Consider the following 22315-nt stretch of genomic DNA (forward strand, 5'->3'; position numbering starts at 1 on the left):
CCCCAACCCTGCTCCTGGAAGTTAGCCGGGTGCCCGCCACCCCGTGCCGCCCCCCCCGGGGGGGGGGCCCCCCCCCCCCCGCCCGGGGCCCCCCCCCCCCCCCCCCGGCCCCCCGAAGGGAGGATCCCCATGAGACGGGCCCTGCTGACCGGCCTGCTGCCACTCCTGCTGTCCGCCCCGGCCGCCGCGACGCCACTTTCCGGAGAGACCGGTGCAGAGGTGGTCGAGGTGGTCGAGGTGGCCACGGCGGCCCAGCTCGCCGGCGCGCTGGCCGCGGCGGTTCCCGGGCAGACCATCAGGCTCGCGCCCGGCGAGTACCACGGCGCCTTCGTCGCCCGGCGCCCCGGAACGTCCGCCGCCCCGATCACGCTGACCGGACCGGCGGACGCCGTCCTGGTCAACGACGGTCCCTCCGGCGCCGCGCCGTCCTGCCCCGCGCCCGGCGGCGGCTGGGACTCCGGCTACGGGCTGTGGCTGTACGAGGCGCCGTACTGGCGGCTCACCGGGTTCACCGTCAAGGACTCCAAGAAGGGCGTCGTCCTGGACGCCTCCCCGCACGTGGTCATCGACGGCGTGTACGTGCACCACGTCGAGGACGAGGGCGTGCACTTCCGGCGCAGCTCGTCCGACGGCGTGCTGCGCGACTCCCGCATCACCCACACCGGCCTCGTCCAGCCCGGTTACGGCGAGGGCGTCTACCTCGGCTCGGCCGGCTCCAACTGGGGCTGCCACGGCAACACCGGCGGCGCGGACCGCTCGGACCGCGTCCAGGTCACCGGGAACACCATCGGCCCGTACGTCGCCGCCGAGCACATCGACGTCAAGGAGGGCACCAGCGGCGGCCTGATCAGCGGCAACACCTTCGACGGCACCGGCGTCAGCGGCCAGAACTCCGCCGACTCCTGGGTGGACGTCAAGGGCTCCGGCTACACCATCGAGAACAACACCGGCACGTTCGCCCCGCCCGGCACCTTCGCCAACGGCTACGAGACGCACAATCCGGCCACCACGCCGTCCTTCCTCAACGGCTGCGGCAACGTGTGGCGCGGCAACCGGTCCGATCTCGGCGGCGTCGGCGGGTACGCCATCAAGATCACCTCGACGTCGAAGTGCGCGGCCGATCCCAACGTCGTGCACTCCTCCAACACCGTCACCGGCGCCACCCGCGGCCTGACGAACGTCCCGGTGACCCCGGGCTGACGGCCCGCTCAGGACCGGCCGCCCGGCCTCCGGGCGGCCGTCCCGCCGTGCCGCGCGCCGCCCAGGTGAACCCCGCCCAGCAGGGTTAAGAAACCTTCCTAACTTCATTGACAGCCCTCAGCGCCCTGCGCCACGATCCCGGTAAGCGGCTCGGCGCGGCTTCCTTCCCCAGGATGTGACGCGCTCAGCGAAAGACCTCCTGCCCCGGCCGCCCACCGGACCGTGCTCCGATCTCTCACCCCCAGGAGAATCGCCATGTCCAGAGTCCGCCTGGCCGTCATGGCCGTGATCGGCCTGCTGGCCGGCCTGCTCGTGGCCGCCAACGCCTCGGCCGGCACCGCCGAGACGCTGCTGTCACAGGGCAAACCCGCCACCTCCTCCTCCAAGGAAGCCACCTCCTACGCCGCCGCCAAGGCCTTCGACGGCGACCTCGCCGCCACCCGGTGGGCATCGGCCGAGGGCCACGACCCCGAATGGCTGCGCGTCGACCTCGGCGCCGCCCAGCAGATCAGCCGGGTCAAGCTGACCTGGGAGGACGCCTACGCCACGTCGTACAAGATCCAGACCTCCCCGGACGGGAGCGCCTGGACCGACGTCTACTCCACCACCAGCGGCGACGGCGGCGTGGACGACCTCACCCTGACCGCCACCGGCCGCTACGTCCGCATGTACGGGACCGCGCGCGGCACCGACTACGGCTACTCCCTGTGGGAGATGCAGGTCTACGGCGGCGGCACCCAGCCCACCGACCCGCCGGGCGACACGTTCGTGGTGGCCGCCGCCGGTGACATCGCCGAGCAGTGCACCGCGAGCTCGTCCTCCTGCGTGCACCCGAAGACGGCCGCCCTGGTCGAGTCGATGAACCCCGAGTTCGTCATCACCATGGGCGACAACCAGTACGACGACGCCCTGCTGTCGGACTTCCGCAACTACTACGACAAGACGTGGGGCAGGTTCAAGGCCAAGACCCACCCGGTCCCCGGCAACCACGAGACCTACGACCCGGCCGGATCGGAAGCCGGGTACAAGTCGTACTTCGGCGCGATCGCCTTCCCGCAGGGCAAGAGCTACTACAGCTACGACCGGGGCAACTGGCACTTCGTCGCGCTCGACTCCAACCACTTCGACCAGTCCGCCCAGCTCACCTGGCTCAAGAGCGACCTCGCCGCCACCACCAAGCCGTGCGTGGCCGCGTACTGGCACCACCCGCTGTTCAGCTCCGGCGAGCACGGCAACGACCCCGTCTCCAAGCCCGTGTGGCAGGCCCTGTACGCGGCCGGCGCCGAGTTCGTGCTCAACGGGCACGACCACCACTACGAGCGGTTCGGGCCGCAGAACCCCAGCGCCCAGGCCGACACCGCGAAGGGCATCGTCGAGGTGCTCGGCGGGATGGGCGGCGCGTCGCCGTACCAGATCGAGAACGTGCAGCCGAACAGCCAGAAGCGGCTGAGCGGCACGTTCGGCGTGCTGAAGCTGACCTTCACCGGCAGCACGTTCGGCTGGCAGCTGATCGGGACCGACGGCTCGGTCAAGGACAGCAGCCCGACCTACTCCTGCCACTAGATGTACATCTCGCTTCTCGGCACCCGGCTGACCAGGGCGGTGCCCGCCAACGTGGTGGCGCTCGGCCTGGTCAGCCTGGTCACGGACGTCTCGTCGGAGATGGTCACCGCGGTGCTGCCGCTGTACCTGGTGGGCACGCTCGGGCTCAGCCTGGTGCAGTTCGGCCTGCTGGACGGCCTGTACTTCGGCGTCACCGCGCTGGTCAGGCTGGCCGGCGGGCACGCCGCCGACCGGTGGAGCCGCCGCAAGCTGGTCGCCGGGCTCGGGTACGGGCTCTCGGCCGTCTGCAAGCTGGGCCTGCTCGCGGCCGGCGGATCGGCCGCCGCGCTCGGGCTGGTGCTGGCCGCCGACCGCACCGGCAAGGGGCTGCGCACCGCGCCCCGGGACGCCCTCATCACCCTGAGCGCCCCGCCCGACCGGCTGGGCGGCGCGTTCGGGGTGCACCGGGCGATGGACACCGTGGGCGCCTTCCTCGGGCCGCTGGCCGCCTTCGCGGTGCTGACGGCGACGGCCGGCGCCTACGACGCGGTGTTCGTGACGAGCTTCTGCGTGGCCGCGCTGGCCGTGCTGCTGCTGATCCTCTACGTACGCGACCGGCGTGGCCCGCTGACCGTCCGCGTCCGGCTGCGGGCGGCGGTGACGCGGGAGCCCGGGTTCCGCCGGGCCTGCCTGGTGGCGGTCGCGCTCGGCCTGGTCACGGTCAGCGACTCGTTCGTCTACCTCGTGCTGCAGCGGCGGCTGGCGATCGCGCCCGAACTGTTCCCGCTGCTGCCGCTCGGCACGGCGGGCGCGTACCTGCTGCTCGCCGTGCCGCTCGGCCGGCTGGCGGACCGGTTCGGGCGCGCGGCGGTGTTCGTCACCGGGCACGTGGCGCTGCTCGCGGTCTACCTGGTGCTGATGGGCCCGGCCTGGCTGCTGCCCGCGCTGTTGCTGCACGGCCTGTTCTACGCCGCCACCGACGGAGTGCTGATGGCCCTGACCGGGCCGATGCTGCCCGAGAGCGCGCGCACCGGCGGGCTGGCGCTGCTGCAGACCGGGCAGGCCACGGCCCGGATGGTGTCGTCCATCCTGTTCGGCCTGCTGTGGGCGGGGACGGGGGAGGGGCCGGCGCTGGCGGTGATGGCCGCGGGGCTGGTGACGGCGTCCGCGATCGCGTGGCGGGCGCTGCGATCACAAGGAGGTCGTCCATGAGACGGGTGCTCGTGCTCCTGGCCGCGGTGGTCCTGCTGGCGGGCGGCGCGACCGCGTACGCCACCTGGGCGGCGTCCTCGCGGCAGACCGGGCCCGCCGTCGCGGGCTTCGACGCCGGCGAGCCGGGCCGGGTGCTGGTGCGCAGCGGCGGACGCGTCGCCTCCGTGCCGCTCGCCGACCCGGGCGCGCCGCCGCGGGTCAGCTCCCGGGCCTGCGACCGCTTCTACACGGCGAACGGCACCACCCTCTGCCTGGTCACCCGGCCCGGCCCGCTGCCGAAGACCGAGGCGCTCGTCCTGGACCGGTCGCTCAAGGAGACGCGCCGGATCAACCTGGCCGGCGTCCCGAGCCGGGCGCGCGTGTCGGCCAGCGGCCGGATGGCCTCCTGGACGGTGTTCGTCACCGGCGACTCCTACAGCACCGGCGGCTTCTCCACCTGGACCGGCATCCTCGACACCCGGACCGGCTACCTCGTCACCAACATGGAGGACATCCCGCTCTACCTCGACGGCCGCCGCTACCACTCGGCCGACGTCAACTACTGGGGGGTCACGTTCGCCGCCGACGACAACCGCTTCTACGCGACCGTCTCGACCAAGGGCAGGACGTACCTGGTGGAGGGCGACTTCGGGGCCTGGCGGGCGCGCGCGCTCAGGGAGAACGCCGAGTGCCCGTCCCTGTCGCCGGACGGGACCCGGCTGGTGTTCAAGAAACGCCTCTCGCCGGGCCCGTGGCGGCTGCACCTGCTGGACCTGGGCACGATGCGGGAGACCCCGCTGGGGGAGCGGGCCAGCATCGACGACCAGGCCGCCTGGCTGGACGACCGCACCGTCATGTACGCCAAGGACGGCGACGTGTGGGCGGCCGACGTCGGCGGCGGCCCGCCCCGACGGCTGATCCCCGGCGCGAGCTCCCCGGCCGCCGTCCGCTGACACGCGGCTCTGGCCGGGGGCGGTCAGGGGAGCCGGATGAGACGCCGCTCGACCGCGGCCGTGACCGCGGCCGTGCGCGTGTCCACGCCGAGCTTGTCGTAGATGTGCACCAGGTGGGTCTTGACCGTCGCCTCGGTGATGTAGAGCCGCCGGGCGATCTCCCGGTTGCTCGCCCCGCTGGCCAGCAGCTCCAGCAGCTCGACCTCGCGGGCGCTCAGCGCCGGGCCAGGCTCGCGCATGCGCCGCATCATCCGGGTCGCCACCTTGGCCGACAACACGCTCTCGCCCCTGGCCGCGGCCCGGATGCCCTGGAACAGCTCCTCCGGCGGGCACACCTTGAGCAGGTAGCCGATGGCCCCCGCGTCGACGGCCCGCATGATGTCGGCGTCGCTCTCGTACGTCGTCAGCACCAGCACCTGCGGCGGCGCGGGCAGCTCGCGGACCCGCCGGGTGACCTCCACGCCGTCGACGCCCTCCCCGAGTTGCAGGTCCATGAGGACGACGTCGGGGGAGCAGGCGGCGATGCCGCGCAACGCCTCGGCGCCGTCGGCCGCCTCGCCGACGATCTCCATGTCGGGCTCGCCGCCGAGCAGCGCCACCAGCCCCGCCCGGACCACCGGATGGTCGTCGACCAGGAACAACCTCATGCCCCACCGCCGTCCAGGGCCCGCGGCGGCCACGCGGCGGGCACCCGGGCCGCGACCGCCGTGCCCTCGCCGGGCGCGCTCTCGACGACCAGGACGCCGTGCACCTCCGCCAGCCGGTCGCGCATCGCCCGCAACCCGTAGCCGCGGCCGGGAGCGGGGGCCGGTTCGGCGAAGCCGACGCCGTCGTCGAACACGTCGAGCGTCACCTCGCCGTCGAGGTAGGACAGCGTCACCGTGACCGTCACGCCGGCCGCCGGGTCCGCCGCCGGGGCGGCGTGGTCGCGGACGTTGGCCAGCGCCGCCTGCGCCACCCGCAGCAGCGCCGCCTGCACCTCCGGCGCCAGCGGGTACTCCTCGCCCGCCAGCCGGAAGCGCACCCGCGGCCCGGTCTCGCCGGCGTCCGCGCAGAGCCGGGCGAGGGCCTCGGGCAGCGTGACGTCCACCAGACCGGGCGGCTGAAGGTCGCGGACGAACCGCCGCGCCTCGGCCAGGTTGTCGGCGGCGGCCGCGGCGGCCCGCCGTACGTGGGCGCGGGCCTGGGCCGGGTCGGTGGCCCACATGCGGTCGGCGGCCTGGAGCAGGATGCCCATGCTGGTCAGGCCCTGGGCGAGGGTGTCGTGGATCTCCCTGGCCAGCCGCTCGCGCTCCTCCAGGACGCCGGTGCGGTGACGGGAGTCGGCCAGCGTGCCGCGGGTGCTGATCAGGTCGTCGATGAGCAGCTGCCGGGCGGCGCTCTCGCGCTGCAGCTCCCCGAAGATCACCGCCGTCATGGCCGCGATGCCGACCGGCGCGAGGATCAGGCTGACGTCGAGCTCGCGGGCGATCTCCAGCTGGGCCACGATCACCACCAGGGTCAGCGCCGCGGCGGCCACCGCGAAGCCGTGCGCGTTGAGCAGCCGCAGGCACAGGAAGAGCAGGGGGACCGCGCACCAGCTGAACGACGGCGCCAGCACCACCAGCGCCAGCCACACCGCCGCCACGCCGCCCAGCCAGACCAGCCGCCCCTGCCGCCCCAGCCGGTGCCACCAGACGATCCCCGCCGCGTACGCCAGCGCGAGCAGGCCGCAGACGGCCAGCGACGTCACCGTCTGGGCGCTCATGCCGTGGCGGGACACCAGCCGCAGGGCCGAGGCGGCGAGCAGCAGGTAGAAGCCGACGTGCATGGCCCAGTTGAGCCAGGTGCGCTCCCTCATGGCCCTCCCCGTCGCCGCGCCCTTCGACACTATCCCCTGCCCGAGAATGGCCCCTGCCAGGGCGGCGGCGCATCAACCGATCGGTTGACCCGGCCCTCGACCGCTCGGCGCGCGCAGATCGCCCGTGCTCCCGATGGCCCGCGGCGGCCCGCCCGCAAATCTAGAGGTGTCCGACTTCGCCCTGACGAACTGGAGAAACCATGAACATCCGTACTCGCCTGGTCGCCGGCTCGCTGTCGGGGCTGGCCGTGCTGGCCGGCGCCGTCGCCGCCACCTCGCCCGCCCAGGCCGCCGACGCCGCCCACGGCGCTCGGGTCGCCCGGGTCGCCGCGGCCGAGCCCGTCGTGCAGACCGGCACGCTCTCCGCCGACGCCGCGCTGAAGATCGCCGACGCCGCCCTGAAGGAGGCCGTCAAGCAGAAGCAGCGCGTCACCGTCGTGATCGTCGACCGGTCCGGCGCGACCCGCCTGGTGCTCAAGGGCGACGGCGCGGGCCCGCAGACCGAGGAGTCGGCCCGGCGCAAGGCGTTCACCGCGGTCTCCTTCGGCCGGACGACGTCCGAGCTGGGCAAGGGCATCAACGGCGGCGGGCCGTCCATCGCCGACATCCCGGGCACCCTCTTCCTCGGCGGCGGCGTGCCGGTCGCCTCGGCCGGCGCCCCCGTCGCGGGCATCGGCGTCGGCGGCGCCCCCAGCGGCGACATCGACGAGTCCATCGCCCAGGCGGGCCTCAAGGCGGTCGCCGGGCAGCTGCGCTGACCGGTTGGACCGGCCCCCGGCGCGCCGCCGGGGGCGGGCGGACGGAAGGATGAGGGGATGAACCGCCGAGCCATCCTGACCTGGGGACTCGGTCTGATGCTCGCGGCCTGCGGCGGGCGCGAGGTGAAGGGAGCGGGAATGGCCGACGAGGAACTGCTGGCGGGAGCCGCGCGCGGGGACGCCGCCGCCGTCCGGGACGCGCTCGGCGCCGGGGCCGACGTCGAGGCCCGCGACGGGCAACGCCGTACGGCCCTGCTGCTCGCGGCGGCGGCCGACCACGTCGAGGTGGCCAAGGTGCTCGTCGCGGCGGGCGCCGACCCCGACGCCCAGGACGCCAGGAAGGACACCCCCTGGCTGGTCACCGGCGTCACCGGGAGCGTGGCGATGCTCAAGGCGCTGCTGCCCGCCGGGCCCGACCTGACCAGGCGCAACCGGTACGGAGGCGTCTCCCTCATCCCGGCCTGCGAGCGCGGGCACGTCGCGTACGTGCGCGAGGTGCTGAAGACCGGCATCGACGTCGACCACGTCAACGACCTGGGCTGGACGGGCCTGCTGGAGGCGGTCATCCTGGGCGACGGCGGCGAGCGCCACCAGGAGGTCGTGCGGCTGCTCATCGCCGCGGGCGCCGACGTCGACCTGGCCGACCGCGACGGCGTCACGCCGCTCGCCCACGCCGTCTCCAAGGGCCAGAGGGAAGTGGCCGCCCTGCTCCGCGCAGCCGGAGCCCACTGACCCGGCGGGGCCCGGCCTCGGCGGGCGCGCAGGAGGCAGGCGTCCGGAGCGCGGCAGGCGCCTGCTAAAGTGTGAAATGCTTGTGATTCTCAGCTAGGAGACCAGACATGGCAGGTGACGACGACATCTCCGGGTGATACCGGAGGGTGATCGGCCCCGGCGTGAGCGTGTGAGCGCCGCCGGTGTGGCCGCGTTCGTCGTTTCCCGAATCCCTGTCCTTTCAGCGGGCGGCTTCGGCATGCCCGCGTTCTCCGTCGAGGTCTTCTTCACATGTCCGACGCGTTCATCGTCTGCTCCAACCTGTCCTTCTCCTGGCCTGACGACACCCCCGTCTTCAGCGACCTGTCCTTCAGCGTGCCCGGCGGCCGTACCGGCCTGGTCGCCCCCAACGGCGCCGGCAAGAGCACGCTGCTCAAGCTGATCGCCGGGGAGTACCGGCCGCGCTCGGGCGGCGTGTCCGTCAACGGCGTGCTCGGCTACCTGCCGCAGAGCCTGCCGCTGGCCGGCGACCTGACCGTGGCCGAGGTCCTGGGCATCGCCCCGGTGATCGCCGCGCTCAACGCCATCGAGGCGGGCGACACCGCCGAGGAGCACTTCACCACAATCGGCAACGACTGGGACATCGAGGAGCGCACCCGTGCCCAGCTCGACCGGCTCGGGCTCGGCCACCTCGACTTCGCCCGCACCCTGCGCACGCTGAGCGGCGGGCAGATCGTCTCGCTCGGCCTGGCCGCGCAGCTGCTCCGGCGGCCCGACGTGCTGCTGCTCGACGAGCCCACGAACAACCTCGACCTCGACGCCCGCCACCGGCTGCACGCCGTGCTCGGCGACTGGAAGGGCTGCCTGCTCGTGGTCAGCCACGACCGCGCCCTGCTCGACCGCATGGACCGCATCGCCGAGCTCGACCGGGGCGAGGTGCGCTTCTACGGCGGCGACTTCACCGCCTACGAGGAGGCCGTACGCACCGAGCAGGAGGCCGCCGAGCGCAACGTGCGCACGGCCGAGCAGGAGCTCAAGCGCGAGAAGCGGGAGATGCAGCAGGCTCGCGAGCGCGCCGAGCGCAGGGCCGGCAACGCCGCCCGCAACCTCAAGAACGCCGGCCTGCCGCGCATCTTCGCCGGGAACATGAAGCGCGGCGCCCAGGAGTCGGCCGGCCGGGCGAGCCAGACGCACGCCGCCCGCGTCAGCGACGCCAAGGCCCGGCTCGACGAGGCGGGCCGCGCCCTGCGCGACGACCAGCGCATCTCCCTGCAACTGCCGGGCACCAACGTGCCCGCCGGGCGCACGGTCTTCCAGGGCGAGCACCTCATGGCCCGCGGCCTGTTCGCCGAGCCCGGCATCGACCTGGTCGTGCGCGGGCCCGAGCGCATCGCGCTGACCGGCCCCAACGGCGCCGGCAAGTCCACGCTGCTGCGCCTGATCACCGGCGACCTGGAGCCCGACGGCGGCGCCGCCAGGCGGGCCGACGGCCGGGTGGCCTACCTGTCGCAGCGGCTCGACCTGCTCGACGACGACCTCACCGTCGCCGAGAACCTGGCCGCCTTCGCCCCCGCGATGCCGGCCGCCGAGCGGATGAACCTGCTGGCCCGTTTCCTGTTCCGGGGAGCGCGGGCCCATCTGCGGGTAGGTGTGCTGTCGGGCGGCGAACGGCTGCGCGCCACGCTGGCCTGCGTGTTGTGCGCGGAGCCGGCGCCCCAGCTGCTGCTGCTGGACGAGCCGACCAACAACCTCGACCTGGTCAGCGTGGGCCAGCTGGAGAGCGCGCTCGGCGCGTACGAGGGGGCGTTCGTGGTGGTCAGCCACGACGAGCGGTTCCTGGCGGAGATCCGGGTGGACCGCAGGCTGGAGCTGTCCGGCGGGCGGCTGCTGGAGGGCGGCGGGCCGGAGCTGGGGTGACGTCCCCTGTAGGGGGCTATTTCCGGACATATTACTAAACTTGGATGGTTCGTTCTCTTGTGTCATTCAGGTTTGTATAGGTAGGTTTGGCGGCTATGACCGCATCGAAGGCTCCGACGACCGCCGAGGAGCTGCGCGGAGCCGGGCTGCGGGTGACCGCCGCCCGGGTCGCGCTGCTCGAGACCGTCCGCGAGGGTGACCACCTCGGGGTCGAGGCGATCGCGTCCGGGGTGCGCGAGCGCGTGGGTCATATCTCGTTGCAGGCCGTGTACGACGCCCTCCACGCGCTGGCCGCCGCGGGGCTCGTCCGCCGCCTCGACCCCCCGGGCAGCTCGGCCCTGTACGAGGGCCGCGTCGGGGACAACCACCACCATCTCGTGTGCCGGTCCTGCGGCGCCGTGGCCGACGTCGACTGCGCCGTCGGCCACGCCCCCTGCCTGACCGCCTCCGACGACCGCGGCTTCGCCATCGACGAGGCCGAGGTCATCTATTGGGGCCTGTGCCCCGCCTGTTCCACCGGCAGCAGTTCCTGAGCACCCAGATTCCGCCTCGTCCGGAAGGATTCCCATGTCTGAGAACCATGATGCGATCGTCACAGACGCCAAGTCGGAGGACTCGGGCGGCTGTCCGGTCGCGCACGAGCGCGCCCCGCACCCGACCCAGGGCGGCGGCAACCGCCAGTGGTGGCCGGAGCGGCTCAACGTCAAGATCCTGGCCAAGAACCCGGCCGTGGCCAACCCGTTCGGCGAGGACTTCGACTACGCGGCGGAGTTCAAGACCCTCGACCTCGCGGCCGTCAAGCGGGACATCGCCGAGGTGCTGACGACCTCGCAGGACTGGTGGCCGGCCGACTTCGGCCACTACGGCCCGTTCATGATCCGGATGGCCTGGCACAGCGCGGGCACGTACCGCATCAGCGACGGACGCGGCGGCGCCGGCGCCGGGCAGCAGCGCTTCGCGCCGCTCAACAGCTGGCCCGACAACGGCAACCTGGACAAGGCCCGCCGCCTGCTGTGGCCGGTCAAGAAGAAGTACGGCCGCAAGATCTCCTGGGCCGACCTGCTGATCCTCACCGGCAACGTGGCCCTGGAGTCGATGGGCTTCAAGACCTTCGGCTACGCCGGCGGCCGCGTGGACGCCTGGGAGCCCGACGAGGACGTCTACTGGGGCCCCGAGTCCACCTGGCTCGGCGACCAGCGCTACACCGGCGACCGCGAGCTGGAGAACCCGCTGGCCGCGGTCCAGATGGGCCTCATCTACGTCAACCCCGAGGGCCCCAACGGCAACCCCGACCCGCTGGCGGCGGCCCGCGACATCCGCGAGACCTTCCGCCGCATGGCGATGAACGACGAGGAGACCGCCGCCCTCATCGTGGGCGGTCACACCTTCGGCAAGACGCACGGCGCCGGCCCGGCCGACCACGTCGGCCCCGACCCCGAGGCCGCCCCGATCGAGCAGATGGGCCTCGGCTGGCGCAACACCTTCGGCACCGGCAAGGGCGGCGACGCCATCACCAGCGGCCTTGAGGGCATCTGGACGAACACCCCCACGACCTGGGACAACAGCTTCCTGGAGATCCTGTACGGCTACGAGTGGGAGCTGTTCAAGAGCCCCGCGGGAGCCAACCAGTGGCGGCCGAAGGACGGCGCCGGCGCCGGCACCGTGCCCGACGCCCACGACCCGGCCAAGCGGCACGCCCCGACGATGCTGACGACCGACCTGGCCCTGCGCGTGGACCCGATCTACGAGCAGATCACCCGCCGCTGGCTGGAGCACCCCGACGAGCTCGCCGACGCCTTCGCCCGCGCCTGGTACAAGCTCACCCACCGCGACATGGGCCCGCGCGCCCGCTACCTCGGCCCGGAGGTCCCGGCCGAGACCCTGCTGTGGCAGGACCCGCTGCCCGCGGTGACGCACGAGCTCGTCGACGCGGCCGACGTCGCCGCGCTCAAGGAGCAGATCCTCGCCACGGGGCTGTCGGTGTCCGAGCTGGTCTCCACCGCGTGGGCCTCGGCCTCCTCCTTCCGCGGCAGCGACAAGCGCGGCGGCGCCGACGGCGCGCGCATCCGCCTGCAGCCGCAGAGCGCGTGGGAGGTCAACGACCCCGACCGGCTGGCGACCGTGCTGGGCACGCTGGAGGGCGTCCAGAAGGCGTTCAACGGCGCCCAGACCGGCGGCAAGCAGGTCTCGCTGGCCGACCTGATCGTGCTGGCCGGGTGCGCGGGCGTCGAGCGGGCCGCCAAGGAGGCCGGCTTCGACGTCCAGGTGCCCTTCACGCCGGGACGCGCGGACGCCACGCAGGAGCAGACCGACGTGGAGTCGTTCGCCGCGCTGGAGCCGGTCGCCGACGGGTTCCGCAACTACCTCGGCAAGGGCAACCGGCTTCCGGCCGAGTACCTGCTGCTCGACCGGGCCAACCTGCTGACGCTGAGCGCGCCGGAGATGACCGTCCTCGTGGGCGGCCTGCGGGTGCTGGGCGCCAACCACCGGCAGTCGACGCTCGGCGTCCTCACCACGACCCCGGGGACGCTGACCAACGACTTCTTCGTCAACCTGCTCGACCTGGGCACGACGTGGCACTCGACCGAGGACGCCAACCTCTTCGAGGGCCGCGACGCCGCCACCGGCGAGGTGCGGTGGACCGGCACCCGCGCCGACCTCGTCTTCGGCGCGAACTCCGAGCTGCGCGCGGTCGCCGAGGTCTACGCCAGCGACGACGCCAAGGAGAAGTTCGTCCGTGACTTCGTCGCGGCGTGGGACAAGGTCATGAACCTCGACCGGTTCGACCTGGCCTGAGCCTGACCGGAACGCCCGGGGCGGCCGCCCCGGGCGTTCCGCGTGCCCGGCGACCGCGTGGCGGGCCGGGACGCCTTCCGCCCCGGCGCGGGCCCTCCCGGACGTCAGGCGGTGAGCAGGGCCTGAGAGGTGACGTGCAGGTCGGCGACGGCCGCCGCGGCCCGCCCGGCGTCGAAGGCGGGGTCGCACAGGCGCTGCTCCAGGTCGGCCAGCACCACGACGACGTGCAGGTTGAGCACCCGCAGGCGCTCCCGCGTCAGGCCGGGCAGCCGCCGCCGCAGCAGCACGGCCAGCTCGGCGACCCCGGGATGGTGGTCGCTGGAGTAGGGCCAGGAGCGGTAGCCGCCGGACAACACGTAACGGCTGGTGAAGCGCAGGTACCAGCTCGTGCCCGGGTGGCCGAGCACGTGCTCGGCCAGCGGGGCCAGGTACGCCGCGACCAGGGCGGGAAGGTCCTCCTCCAGGCCGCGGGCGCGCAGGTCGCCGATCAGCGCGCGGCGGCGCTCGTTGAGGGGGGTCATGCGGTGGGCGTACAGGGCGTCGATCAGGCCGGCCTTGCCGTCGAAGTGGTACTGGACCGCCGAATGGTTGCCCTGCCCGGCCGCGACGGCGATCTCCCGGAGCGAGACGTCGAGGCCGCGTTCGGCGAAGAGCCGTTCGGCCGCCAGGAGAATCTTCTCTTTGGCCTGCATTCCCACCTTTTCCGGATCACCGAGGTATCGTCGCGGATTAAGACAACCTGTCTTACTCTCGTGCCGTCTGCTGTCCAAGACCGTACGCCTCTCCTGGCAGGAGCCTCGCCGTGACCGCAGAACCGATCTTCCGCCGGGCCGGCCGCCCGCCGGAGCACGCTCCGAACGTCCTGGCCGTCGTCCTGGACGACACCGGCTTCGCCCAGCTCGGCTGCTTCGGCTCCGGCATCGCCACGCCGCACATCGACCGGCTCGCGGCCGGCGGCCTGCGCTACAACCGGTTCCACGTGACCGCGCTGTGCTCTCCGTCGCGCGCCTGCTTCCTCACCGGGCGCAACCACCACGCCGTCGGCATGGGCTTCCTCGCCGACATCCCGCTCGACCACCCCGGCTACACCGCCCGCATCCCGCGCTCGGCCGCGACCCTGCCGCGGATCCTGCGCGACCACGGCTACTCCACCATCGCCATCGGCAAGTGGCACCTCACGCCGCGCTACGAGCGCTCGGCCGCCGGCCCGTTCGGCCACTGGCCGCTCGGCCAGGGCTTCGAGCGCTACTACGGCTTCCTGCAGGGCGACACCAACCACTACGCGCCCAACCTCGTCCGGGACAACCACCACGTGGAGCCGCCCGCCACCCCCGAGGAGGGCTACCACCTCACCGAGGACCTCCTCACGCAGGCCGTCCGGCACCTCGACGACCAGCGCCACGCCGCCCCCGGCAAACCCTTCTTCCTCCACCTCGGCCTCGGCGCCACGCACTCCCCGCACCACGTCCCGCCCGAGTGGAGCGAGCCCTACCGGGGCCGCTTCGACCAGGGGTGGGACGCCTGGCGGGAGGAGATCTTCCGGCGCCAGACCGAGACGGGCGTCGTCCCGCCCGGCGCCGTGCTCACGCCGCGCCCGGAGTGGGTGCCCGCCTGGGACGGCCTCCCCGCCGACCGCCGCCGCCTGTACGCCCGCCAGCAGGAGGTCTTCGCGGGCTTCCTCACCCACGCCGACGCCCAGCTCGGCCGCCTGATCGCCCACCTGGAGGAGACAGGGCGGCTCCACGACACCATCATCGTGATCTTCTCCGACAACGGCGCCAGCGCCGAGGGCGGCGTGGACGGCAGCGTCAACGAGCACCGCTTCTCCGCCGGCATCCGCGAGTCCCCGCAGGACAACCTGGCCCACCACGACGACTGGGGCGGGCCGCGCACCTACAACCACTACGCGTGGGGCTGGGCGTGGGCCGGGAACACGCCGTTCCGGCTGTGGAAGCGCTACACCTGGCTCGGCGGCACCCGTACGCCGCTCATCGTGCACTGGCCGGCCGGGATCGGCGGCGGCGGCGCGGTGCGCGACCAGATCGTGCACGTCAACGACCTGTTCCCGACCCTGCTGGACGCGATCGGCATCCAGGCGCCCGACGTCGTGGACGGGATCGAGCAGCAGCCGGTGGACGGGGCCAGCTTCCTGGCCACCTTCGCCGACCCCGGGGCGCCCGCGCCGCGCACCACCCAGTACTTCGAGATGCTGGGCTCGCGCTCCCTCATCCACGGCCGCTGGAAGGTCACCACCGACCACGTGTCCACGGGCGTCCTGGACGAGGAGGAACTGCTCACCGGCAGCCGCGAGCTCGACGCCGACCACTGGGCGCTGTTCGACCTGGCGGCCGACTTCTCCGAGGCGGCCGACGTGTCCGCCGGGCATCCGGACGTGGTCGCCGAGCTGCGGCGGTTGTGGGACCGGGAGGCCGGGCGCAACAACGTCCTGCCGCTGTACGACGACCTGGTGGCCCGCCTCGGCGCGCTCATCGGGCCGGCGTGGCAGCCCGGCGACGACCGCACGTTCCGGCCCGGGGCCTCGCCCGTGTGCGACGAGTCGTTGCCGCTGCTGTTCGGCGGCTTCCGCTGGACGGCCGAGATCGAGGCGGCCCGCGAGCCCGAAGGCGTGCTGTTCGCGCTGGGCGACTGGAACGGCGGCTTCGCCCTGTACGTCACCGGAGGCCGCCTGGCCTTCACCTTCTCCCGCGCCGGGGAGCCGCTGGAGCTCACCGCCGACCGCCCGCTGCCCGCCGGCCGCCAGTCCGTGGACGTCGTGCACACCACGGGCCCCGCGGGTTCGGCCTTCCACCTGTCGCAGGGCGGGGTCGTGGTGGGCACACTGGCGTTCGACGGCCTGCTGCCGGTCGCGCTCCAGCACGGCGGGGCCGGGCTGCGGCTCGGCCACGACCTCGGGCTGCCCGTCTCCGGCCGGTACCGCGTCCCGGCCCGGTGGAACGGGCGGCTGCTCTCGGTCCGGCTCAGGACGCCGGGCGCCGCGACCCCCGACCTGCTCGCCGGCCTGCGGACCGCGCTGCACGCCGACTGACGGGCCCTTCCCGCGCATCGCGCCGTCGTCGGGGGCGGTTGACGGTGTGGTCCGAGGGTTGACGGTATGGTCCGGGGGCGGTTGACGGTGTGGTCCGAAATCGGCCGGTGCCAGGGACGTCGTGGCTGGTTGGCTGGGTCGCCGTAGATCAACCCCTGTCCTGGAACGGAACCATGGCCACCACCACCCTCGCCCCGCCGCGCCCGCCGCTGATCTCCTGGCTCGCGGTCGCCTCGATCACCCTGGGCATCTTCGCCATCGTCACCAGCGAGATCCTGCCCATCGGCCTGCTGACGACCATCGGCGCCGACTTCCGCGTCACCGACGGCACCGCGGGGCTGACCATGACGTTGCCGGGCTTCGTGGCCGCCGTCGCGGCGCCCGTCCTGACCGTGGCCACCGCCCGGCTGGACCGCCGGGTGATGCTTTGCGTCCTGATGGCGGTGCTGGCCGCCGCCGACGTGCTGGCGGCCGTGGCCGGGGCCTACTGGGTGGTGCTGGCCTCGCGGGTGCTCGTCGGGCTCACCATCGGCGGCTTCTGGTCGATCGCGGCGGGGCTGGCGTCCCGGCTGGTGCCGCCGGCCGCCGTGGGCGCCGCGACGGCGGTGATCTTCTCGGCCGTGCCGCTGGGCTCGGTGCTCGGGGTGCCGGCCGGAACCTTCATCGGCCACCTGGCGGGCTGGCGGACGGCGTTCCTGGTCCTGGCCGGGCTCTCGGTCCTCGTGCTGGTCGCGTTGCTGCGCGTGCTGCCGCCGCTGCCCGCCCGCCAGGTCACCGGCGCGCGCGTCCTGCTGGACCTGCTGCGGGTGCGCGGCACCGGGATCGCCCTGCTGGGCACGTTCCTCGTCGTGCTGGCGCACTTCGGCACCTACACCTACGTCACGCCGTTCCTGGAGCACGTCACCCGTCTGTCCCCGGCCGCCGTCAGCGCCGTCCTGCTGGCCTACGGCGCGGCGGGCATCGCGGGCAACTTCCTGGCCAGCCGGGCCGTGGCCACCGCACCCCGCCTGGCCTTCGCCGTCTGCGGCGGCCTGATCGCGGCGGCCACCCTGCTGCTGCCCCTGGCCGGCAACTCGCCGGCGGGCGCGGTCGTGCTGCTGGTGTTGTGGGGGCTGGCCTACGGGGGAGTGCCGGTCTGCTCCCAGGCGTGGTTCCTGCGGGCCGCGCCCGGCGCGCCGGAGGCGGCGACCGTCGTGTTCACCTCGTCGTTCCAGGCGACCTTCGCGCTCGGCGCGCTCCTGGGCGGCACGGTCGTCGACGCCTTCTCGGTCTCGGCCGCGATGGTCGCGGGCGGGCTGGTCGCGCTCGCGATGGCCGGGGCGTTCTCCTGGCTCACCCGTCCCCGCCGGGCCGCGTGAGCGGGGGAGGGGACGGGCGGTCAGCCGTCGAGGTGGTCGCGCAGGGCGTCGAGGCGGCCGTCCCAGTCGCTGGCCAGCGCGGCCAGGAACTGCTGGGCCACCCGCATCGGAGCCGAGCGCAGCCGGTAGCGGACGCGGCGGCGCTCACCGGGCTCGGCCGTCACCAGACCGGCCTCGCCCAGCAGCGTCAGGTGCTTGGCGATCGCCTGCCGGGTGATCGGCAGGCGGGCGGCCAGGTCGGTCGCCGTGGCCGGGCCCCGGGCGGCCAGCTCGGCCAGGACGGCGCGCCGGCTCGGGTCGGCCAGCGCGACGAAGACCTGCTCGGCGACCGCCTCGATGTCAGGCGGCGTCAAGGTGCCCGGCCAGCTCGCCCAGCTCGCTCGCCCACCCCTCGGTGTGGGCGTCGTACGCCTTGCGGTGGTGGTCGTCCGGCAACTGGGCGAAGCCGGTCTCGACGACGGTCAGCCGGGTGCCCGTGCCGGCCGGTTCGAGGGTGAACTCGACGTACGTGCGGCGCGGGTCGCCCTCCGGCATGCCGAAGACCGGCCAGGTGAAGCCGAACACCGACGGCTCCTCCACGCGCTCCACGCGCAGGTCGACGGTGTGCCCGTCGCTCCAGCTCATCCGCGCCGGCCCGCCGGGACGCAGCTCGATCGCCGCCTCCTGGCCGAACCAGGCGGCCAGCCCCTCGGGGGTGGTGAGCGCCGCCCACACCTTGCCTGGCGGATGGGCGAGCTCGACGGTGCGCTCGACCCGATCGGGGAATCCCATGACGACCTCCATATGCGGCAGGGAAAAGGTTGCCACACCCTCGTGGCGACAGGTGGACGGTCACCGCTCCGGGCGTGCGCGCCGGCGCAGGCCGTAGGAGACGAGGACGACGGCGGCGAGCGTCACCGCGACGTCCACCAGCAGGGCCAGGCGGATGCCGGCCGGCTCCCCGGCGCGCGTGGCGGCGACCGCGCCGAGGAGCGGGATGCCGACGGTGACGGCCACCTGCTGCGTCATCGACGTCAGCCCGGTCGCCAGCCCCTGCTCCTCGTCCGGCAGGCCCGAGGTGGCGGTGACGGTGTAGGCGACGATCGCGGTGACGTGCCCGAAGAACCCGACGAACAGCGCGGGGACCAGGATCGCCAGGACCGTCCAGCCGGTCCCGAGGAAGACGGCGGGAAGCGTCGCCAGCGCCTGGACCGTCATGCCGGCGACCAGGACGCGGCGGCTGCCGTGGCGTCCGACGAACCGCCCGGCGATCACCCCGGCGACCACCGAGGCCAGCCCGGGGATGCCGAACACCAGGCCGGTGACCAGCGGCGACAGGCCCAGCACCCGCTGGAGGTACACCGTCACCAGGAAGATCATGGCCGGCTCCATCGTGAAGATGACGAACCCGGCGAAGTTCCCCCACTTCACCGTGGGCCGCCGCAGGATGCGCACCGGCGCGAGCGGCGCGGGCGCGCGCAGCTCGATCAGCCAGAACGCGCCCAGCAGCAGCACGCCCGCGACGGCCGCCAGGAGGTTCGTCTCGACGGCCGCGTAGATCACCGCCAGCAGGCCGCCGGTCACGGTGACCGCGCCGGGCAGGTCGAGCCGCACCCGCTCCGGCAGCACGCTCTCCCGGATCAGGAACGGCGTCAGCACCACGATCGCCACCGCGACCGGCACGTTGAACAGGAACGCCGCCCGCCAGCTCAGCAGGCTGACCAGGGCGCCGCCGAGCAGCGCGCCGACGGTGAAGCCGCCGGACAGCAGGGCGCCGTTCAGCCCGAGGACGCGGGCGCGCAGCGGGCCCTCCTTGAAGGTGGTGGTGAGCAGCGACAATGCGGCGGGGACCGTCATCGCCGTGGCCAGGCCCTGCAGCACCCGGGCGGTCAGGAGCGTCGCGGGCCCGTCGGCGAAGCCGCCGAGCAGGGAGGCCCCGGCCAGCACGACCATGCCGGCGAGGAACAGGCTCCGCCGGCCGAACAGGTCGGCCGTCCGGCCGAACACCAGGGTGAACCCGGCCGCCGGCAACGCGTACGCCGAGGTGATCCAGGGCCACTGGGCCGGGTTCAGCCCGACGCCCGCGCCGGTCTGGGGAAGGGCGACGTTCAGGATGGAGAAGTCGACCGCCAGCATGAAACCGGCGCCGAGCAGGACGAACGCGATCAACCGCTGTCTGCCGTCGAGGCGTGGCGGGGCGGCCTCGACGGTCGCGACAGGAACACTCATTGCGGCCTCCACATAATAGCAACCGATCGGTTGCCACATTATGGCAACCGGCTGGTTGCGTCAATGCAGGGTGGGATCGGGGCAAACTTCCGTTTTCCGGAACGGTGGTCTAACCTTCGGAACATGTCCGACGGTGACGCCAAGCTGGTGGGGGCCGACCGCGTGCTGGCCGTGCTGGCCGAGCTCGCCCGGCACCCCGACGGCATCGGCCTGGAGGAGATGGCCCGCGCCGTGTCCAGCCCGAAGCCGACCGCCCACCGCGCCCTGGCCGCGCTGCGCCGCGCCGGGCTCGCCGTCCAGAACGGCCACGGCCGGTACGTGCTCGGCGACGAGTTCCTGCGCATGGCCTTCGCCCATCACGAGGCCCGGCCCGACCACGTCCGGGTCACCCCGATCCTCCAGGCGCTGTGCGACCGCTACGGCGAGACCGTGCACTACGCGGTGCTGGAGGGCACGTCGGTGGTCTACCGGTCCAAGCTCGACCCGCCGTCCGGCGCGGTCCGGCTGACCTCGGTCGTCGGCGGGCGCAACCCGGCCCACTGCACCGCCGTCGGCAAGATGCTGCTGGCCGGGACGCTGCGGGACGAGGCCGCCGTGCGCGCCTGGGTGGGCGACCGGCGGCTGGAGCGGCCCACCGAACGCTCGGTCGGCACCGCCGAGGAGCTGCACGCCGAGCTGGCACGCGTCCGCGCGCAGGGTTACGCGGCCGACGACCAGGAGAACGAGCCGGGCGTCAACTGCGTGGCGGTCCCGGCGTACCTGACCTCGCCCACCGTGCCGAGCGGCGCGGTCAGCATCAGCGGCCTGGCCTACCGCACCCCCTTGAGCGTGCTCGTCGAGGACGTGCCGGCCATCCGCGCCGTCGTCGCCGGGCGCCACCTTCCCTGACCCGTACAGAACCGGAGAGTCCCCCTTGTACCTCATGCGCATCGGCGCGCCCGGCGCCGAGAAGCCGGTCGTCCGCGTGGACGACGACCACTACGTCGACGTCTCCGACCTCACCCCCGACTTCGACGAGCGCTTCTTCGCCGCGGGCGGCCCCGCCCTGCTCGCCGAGCGGGTCGCCGCAGGCCCGCGGCAGGCGTTCGCCGGCGAGCGCGTCGGCGCGCCGATCGCCCGCCCGCACCAGATCCTGTGCATCGGCCTGAACTACCGCGACCACGCCGCCGAGACCGGCCAGGCCGTGCCCGCCGAGCCGATCCTGTTCACCAAGTCGCCCAACACCCTGGTCGGCCCGGACGACGACGTGCGCATCCCGCGCGGCGCCACCAAGACCGACTGGGAGGTGGAGCTCGGCATCGTGATCGGCCGCCGCACCTCCTACCTGGACTCGCCCGAGCAGGCCGCGGCCGCGATCGCCGGCTACTGCGTGGTCAACGACGTCAGCGAGCGGGCCTTCCAGATGGAACGCGGCGGCCAGTGGAGCAAGGGCAAGTCGGCCGAGACGTTCAACCCGGCCGGCCCCTGGCTGGTCACCCCCGACGAGCTGGCCGACGTCCGCAACCTGGGCATGTGGCTGGACGTCAACGGCGTGCGCCGCCAGACCGGCAGCACCAAAACGATGATCTTCGACCCGTACGTCATCGTGCACCACTTGAGCCAGTTCATGGTGCTGGAGCCCGGCGACCTGATCAACACCGGCACCCCGCCCGGCGTCGGCATGGGCCACGACCCGCAGATCTGGCTGCGGCCGGGCGACGTCATGGAGCTCGGCATCGACGGGCTCGGCAGCCAGCGCCAGCGGGTCGTGGAGCCCCGGTAGTGCGGGCGCTCGTCCTGACCGGGCCGGGCGCGGCCGAGGTCCAGGAGGTCGAGCCCCCCTCCGCGGGGCCCGGCCAGGTGGTCGTGGACGTCGAGCGCGCCGGCGTGTGCGGCACCGACATGGAGCTGTTCAGCGGCGGGATGAGCTACCTGCGCACCGGCCGCTCCCGCTACCCGCTGCGCCCCGGCCACGAGTGGTGCGGGCGCGTCGCGGAGCTGGGCGCGGGCGTGGACCCGTCGTGGCTGGGGCGGCGGGTCGTCGGCGACACCATGCTCGGCTGCGGGCGCTGCGACCGCTGCCGTCAGGGCCGCCACCACGTGTGCCCCGACCTGGCCGAGCTCGGCATCAGCCGGGGCGCCGCGGGAGCGCTGGCCGAGCGGCTCGCCGTCCCGGTCGCGGCGCTCCACCGGCTGCCCGATACGGTGGACGCTACCTCGGGCGCGCTGGTCGAGCCCGGTGGCAACGCCTTACGCGCCGTCCGCGCGGCGGGGCTGGAGGCGGGGGAGCGGTTGCTGGTTCTGGGCACGGGCACGATCGGCCTGCTGGCCGCGCTGTTCGCGCGCGCCGGCGGGGCCGAGGTGCACCTCATGGGCCGCGCCGAGCCCGACCTGCGCCTGGCCGCGGGCCTCGGGTTCCGGCACGCCCACACCCGCGCGACGCTGCCCGGCCTGCCCTGGCACGCCGTCATTGACGCCACCAACGCCGCCGCGATGCCCGCGCTCGCGCTCGGCCTGGCCGAACCCGCCCGCCGCGTCGTCTACATCGGCCTGGCCGGCACGCCGTCCACGCTCGACACCCGCGAGCTGGTGCTCAAGGACGTCACCGCGGTCGGCGTCCTGGGCGGCTCGGCGGGGCTGGCCGGGGCCATCGACGCCTACGCCGGCGGCTCGGTGGACGCCCGTCCGCTGGTGGCCGCCACGGTCGGGCTGGCCGAGACGGCCGGCGTGCTGGCCGGACGGCGACCGCCCGGCGCCGGCCCGGGGCCCAAGATCCACATCGATCCCCGGCAATGAACCTGGAAGAGTGCACGAGC

At 73.7% G+C, this 22315-nt stretch carries 20 protein-coding genes; 14 read left to right on the plus strand and 6 right to left on the minus strand.

The genetic code is table 11. From position 1 onward, the window contains the following. Positions 1 to 129: 129 nt before the first annotated feature. The 4 genes from ACIBQ6_RS28940 (at position 130) to ACIBQ6_RS28955 (ending at position 4886) form a co-directional block, all read left to right on the plus strand. Positions 130 to 1200 carry a right-handed parallel beta-helix repeat-containing protein gene (locus ACIBQ6_RS28940; RefSeq protein WP_358297681.1) on the plus strand — a complete coding sequence of 357 codons (1071 nt, stop codon included), beginning with the start codon at positions 130 to 132 and terminating at the stop codon, positions 1198 to 1200. 255 nt (positions 1201 to 1455) lie between these two features. Then, complete coding sequence (locus tag ACIBQ6_RS28945; RefSeq protein WP_358297678.1) at positions 1456 to 2763, plus strand: discoidin domain-containing protein; 1308 nt, start codon at positions 1456 to 1458, stop codon at positions 2761 to 2763. Continuing rightward, positions 2764 to 3954, plus strand: a complete 1191-nt coding sequence (locus ACIBQ6_RS28950) for an MFS transporter (RefSeq protein WP_397215752.1) — start codon at positions 2764 to 2766, stop codon at positions 3952 to 3954. Then, positions 3951 to 4886, plus strand: a complete 936-nt coding sequence (locus ACIBQ6_RS28955) for a TolB family protein (protein ID WP_397215754.1) — start codon at positions 3951 to 3953, stop codon at positions 4884 to 4886. Before ACIBQ6_RS28950 ends, ACIBQ6_RS28955 begins: the two co-directional genes overlap by 4 nt. A gap of 23 nt (positions 4887 to 4909) precedes the next feature. Here ACIBQ6_RS28955 and ACIBQ6_RS28960 read toward each other — a convergent pair whose 3' ends face one another. After that, positions 4910 to 5533: a response regulator gene (locus ACIBQ6_RS28960; protein WP_397215756.1), complete on the minus strand. Its 624-nt coding sequence runs from the start codon at positions 5531 to 5533 to the stop codon at positions 4910 to 4912. Then, positions 5530 to 6726, minus strand: coding sequence for a sensor histidine kinase (locus ACIBQ6_RS28965; protein WP_387682400.1), 1197 nt, complete (start codon positions 6724 to 6726; stop codon positions 5530 to 5532). Before ACIBQ6_RS28965 ends, ACIBQ6_RS28960 begins: the two co-directional genes overlap by 4 nt. Positions 6727 to 6926: 200 nt before the next feature. Between ACIBQ6_RS28965 and ACIBQ6_RS28970 the strand changes: the two genes are divergently transcribed. The 5 genes from ACIBQ6_RS28970 to katG all read left to right on the plus strand — a co-directional run bounded on the left by ACIBQ6_RS28970 (position 6927) and on the right by katG (position 12908). Beyond that, complete coding sequence (locus tag ACIBQ6_RS28970; protein ID WP_397215758.1) at positions 6927 to 7484, plus strand: heme-binding protein; 558 nt, start codon at positions 6927 to 6929, stop codon at positions 7482 to 7484. 57 nt (positions 7485 to 7541) lie between these two features. Then, on the plus strand, positions 7542 to 8216 hold the full coding sequence (locus ACIBQ6_RS28975) for an ankyrin repeat domain-containing protein (protein ID WP_397215760.1): 675 nt from the start codon (positions 7542 to 7544) through the stop codon (positions 8214 to 8216). Positions 8217 to 8486: 270 nt separating this feature from the next. Beyond that, on the plus strand, positions 8487 to 10112 hold the full coding sequence (locus ACIBQ6_RS28980; protein WP_358297661.1) for an ABC-F family ATP-binding cassette domain-containing protein: 1626 nt from the start codon (positions 8487 to 8489) through the stop codon (positions 10110 to 10112). A gap of 95 nt (positions 10113 to 10207) precedes the next feature. Further along, positions 10208 to 10645: a Fur family transcriptional regulator gene (locus tag ACIBQ6_RS28985; RefSeq protein ID WP_352327424.1), complete on the plus strand. Its 438-nt coding sequence runs from the start codon at positions 10208 to 10210 to the stop codon at positions 10643 to 10645. Between the two features lie 34 nt (positions 10646 to 10679). Then, positions 10680 to 12908, plus strand: a complete 2229-nt coding sequence (gene katG, locus ACIBQ6_RS28990; RefSeq protein WP_358297658.1) for a catalase/peroxidase HPI — start codon at positions 10680 to 10682, stop codon at positions 12906 to 12908. Positions 12909 to 13012: 104 nt separating this feature from the next. Here katG and ACIBQ6_RS28995 read toward each other — a convergent pair whose 3' ends face one another. Then, positions 13013 to 13600, minus strand: coding sequence for a TetR family transcriptional regulator (locus ACIBQ6_RS28995; RefSeq protein ID WP_358297655.1), 588 nt, complete (start codon positions 13598 to 13600; stop codon positions 13013 to 13015). Between the two features lie 110 nt (positions 13601 to 13710). On the opposite strand from ACIBQ6_RS28995, the gene ACIBQ6_RS29000 reads away from it, so the two are divergent. Together ACIBQ6_RS29000 and ACIBQ6_RS29005 are read left to right on the plus strand one after the other, a co-directional pair. Further along, positions 13711 to 15954, plus strand: coding sequence for an arylsulfatase (locus ACIBQ6_RS29000; protein ID WP_397215763.1), 2244 nt, complete (start codon positions 13711 to 13713; stop codon positions 15952 to 15954). A 173-nt stretch (positions 15955 to 16127) separates the two neighbouring features. Beyond that, complete coding sequence (locus ACIBQ6_RS29005) at positions 16128 to 17312, plus strand: MFS transporter (protein ID WP_397215765.1); 1185 nt, start codon at positions 16128 to 16130, stop codon at positions 17310 to 17312. A gap of 20 nt (positions 17313 to 17332) precedes the next feature. Here ACIBQ6_RS29005 and ACIBQ6_RS29010 read toward each other — a convergent pair whose 3' ends face one another. From ACIBQ6_RS29010 to ACIBQ6_RS29020, 3 genes are read right to left on the minus strand one after another with little or no spacing between them, the layout of a single operon-like run. Beyond that, the gene (locus ACIBQ6_RS29010) at positions 17333 to 17665 is read right to left on the minus strand and encodes a metalloregulator ArsR/SmtB family transcription factor (protein WP_364335006.1); all 333 of its coding nucleotides are present in this window, start codon (positions 17663 to 17665) and stop codon (positions 17333 to 17335) included. Beyond that, positions 17652 to 18083, minus strand: coding sequence for an SRPBCC domain-containing protein (locus tag ACIBQ6_RS29015; RefSeq protein WP_352365156.1), 432 nt, complete (start codon positions 18081 to 18083; stop codon positions 17652 to 17654). Before ACIBQ6_RS29015 ends, ACIBQ6_RS29010 begins: the two co-directional genes overlap by 14 nt. Before the next feature lie 60 nt (positions 18084 to 18143). Continuing rightward, positions 18144 to 19520 carry an MFS transporter gene (locus ACIBQ6_RS29020; protein ID WP_397215767.1) on the minus strand — a complete coding sequence of 459 codons (1377 nt, stop codon included), beginning with the start codon at positions 19518 to 19520 and terminating at the stop codon, positions 18144 to 18146. Positions 19521 to 19643: 123 nt separating this feature from the next. Between ACIBQ6_RS29020 and ACIBQ6_RS29025 the strand changes: the two genes are divergently transcribed. Genes ACIBQ6_RS29025 through ACIBQ6_RS29035 form a run of 3 tightly spaced genes read left to right on the plus strand, consistent with a single transcriptional unit; the run spans position 19644 to position 22295 of the window. Further along, complete coding sequence (locus ACIBQ6_RS29025) at positions 19644 to 20408, plus strand: IclR family transcriptional regulator (protein ID WP_358297639.1); 765 nt, start codon at positions 19644 to 19646, stop codon at positions 20406 to 20408. 25 nt (positions 20409 to 20433) lie between these two features. Further along, on the plus strand, positions 20434 to 21282 hold the full coding sequence (locus ACIBQ6_RS29030) for a fumarylacetoacetate hydrolase family protein (RefSeq protein ID WP_358297637.1): 849 nt from the start codon (positions 20434 to 20436) through the stop codon (positions 21280 to 21282). Beyond that, positions 21282 to 22295, plus strand: coding sequence for a zinc-binding dehydrogenase (locus tag ACIBQ6_RS29035; protein WP_397215769.1), 1014 nt, complete (start codon positions 21282 to 21284; stop codon positions 22293 to 22295). Before ACIBQ6_RS29030 ends, ACIBQ6_RS29035 begins: the two co-directional genes overlap by 1 nt. The last annotated feature ends 20 nt before the right edge of the window (positions 22296 to 22315 follow it).

The organism is Nonomuraea sp. NPDC049655 (assembly GCF_044465465.1).
Taxonomy (GTDB): Bacteria; Actinomycetota; Actinomycetes; order Streptosporangiales; family Streptosporangiaceae; genus Nonomuraea.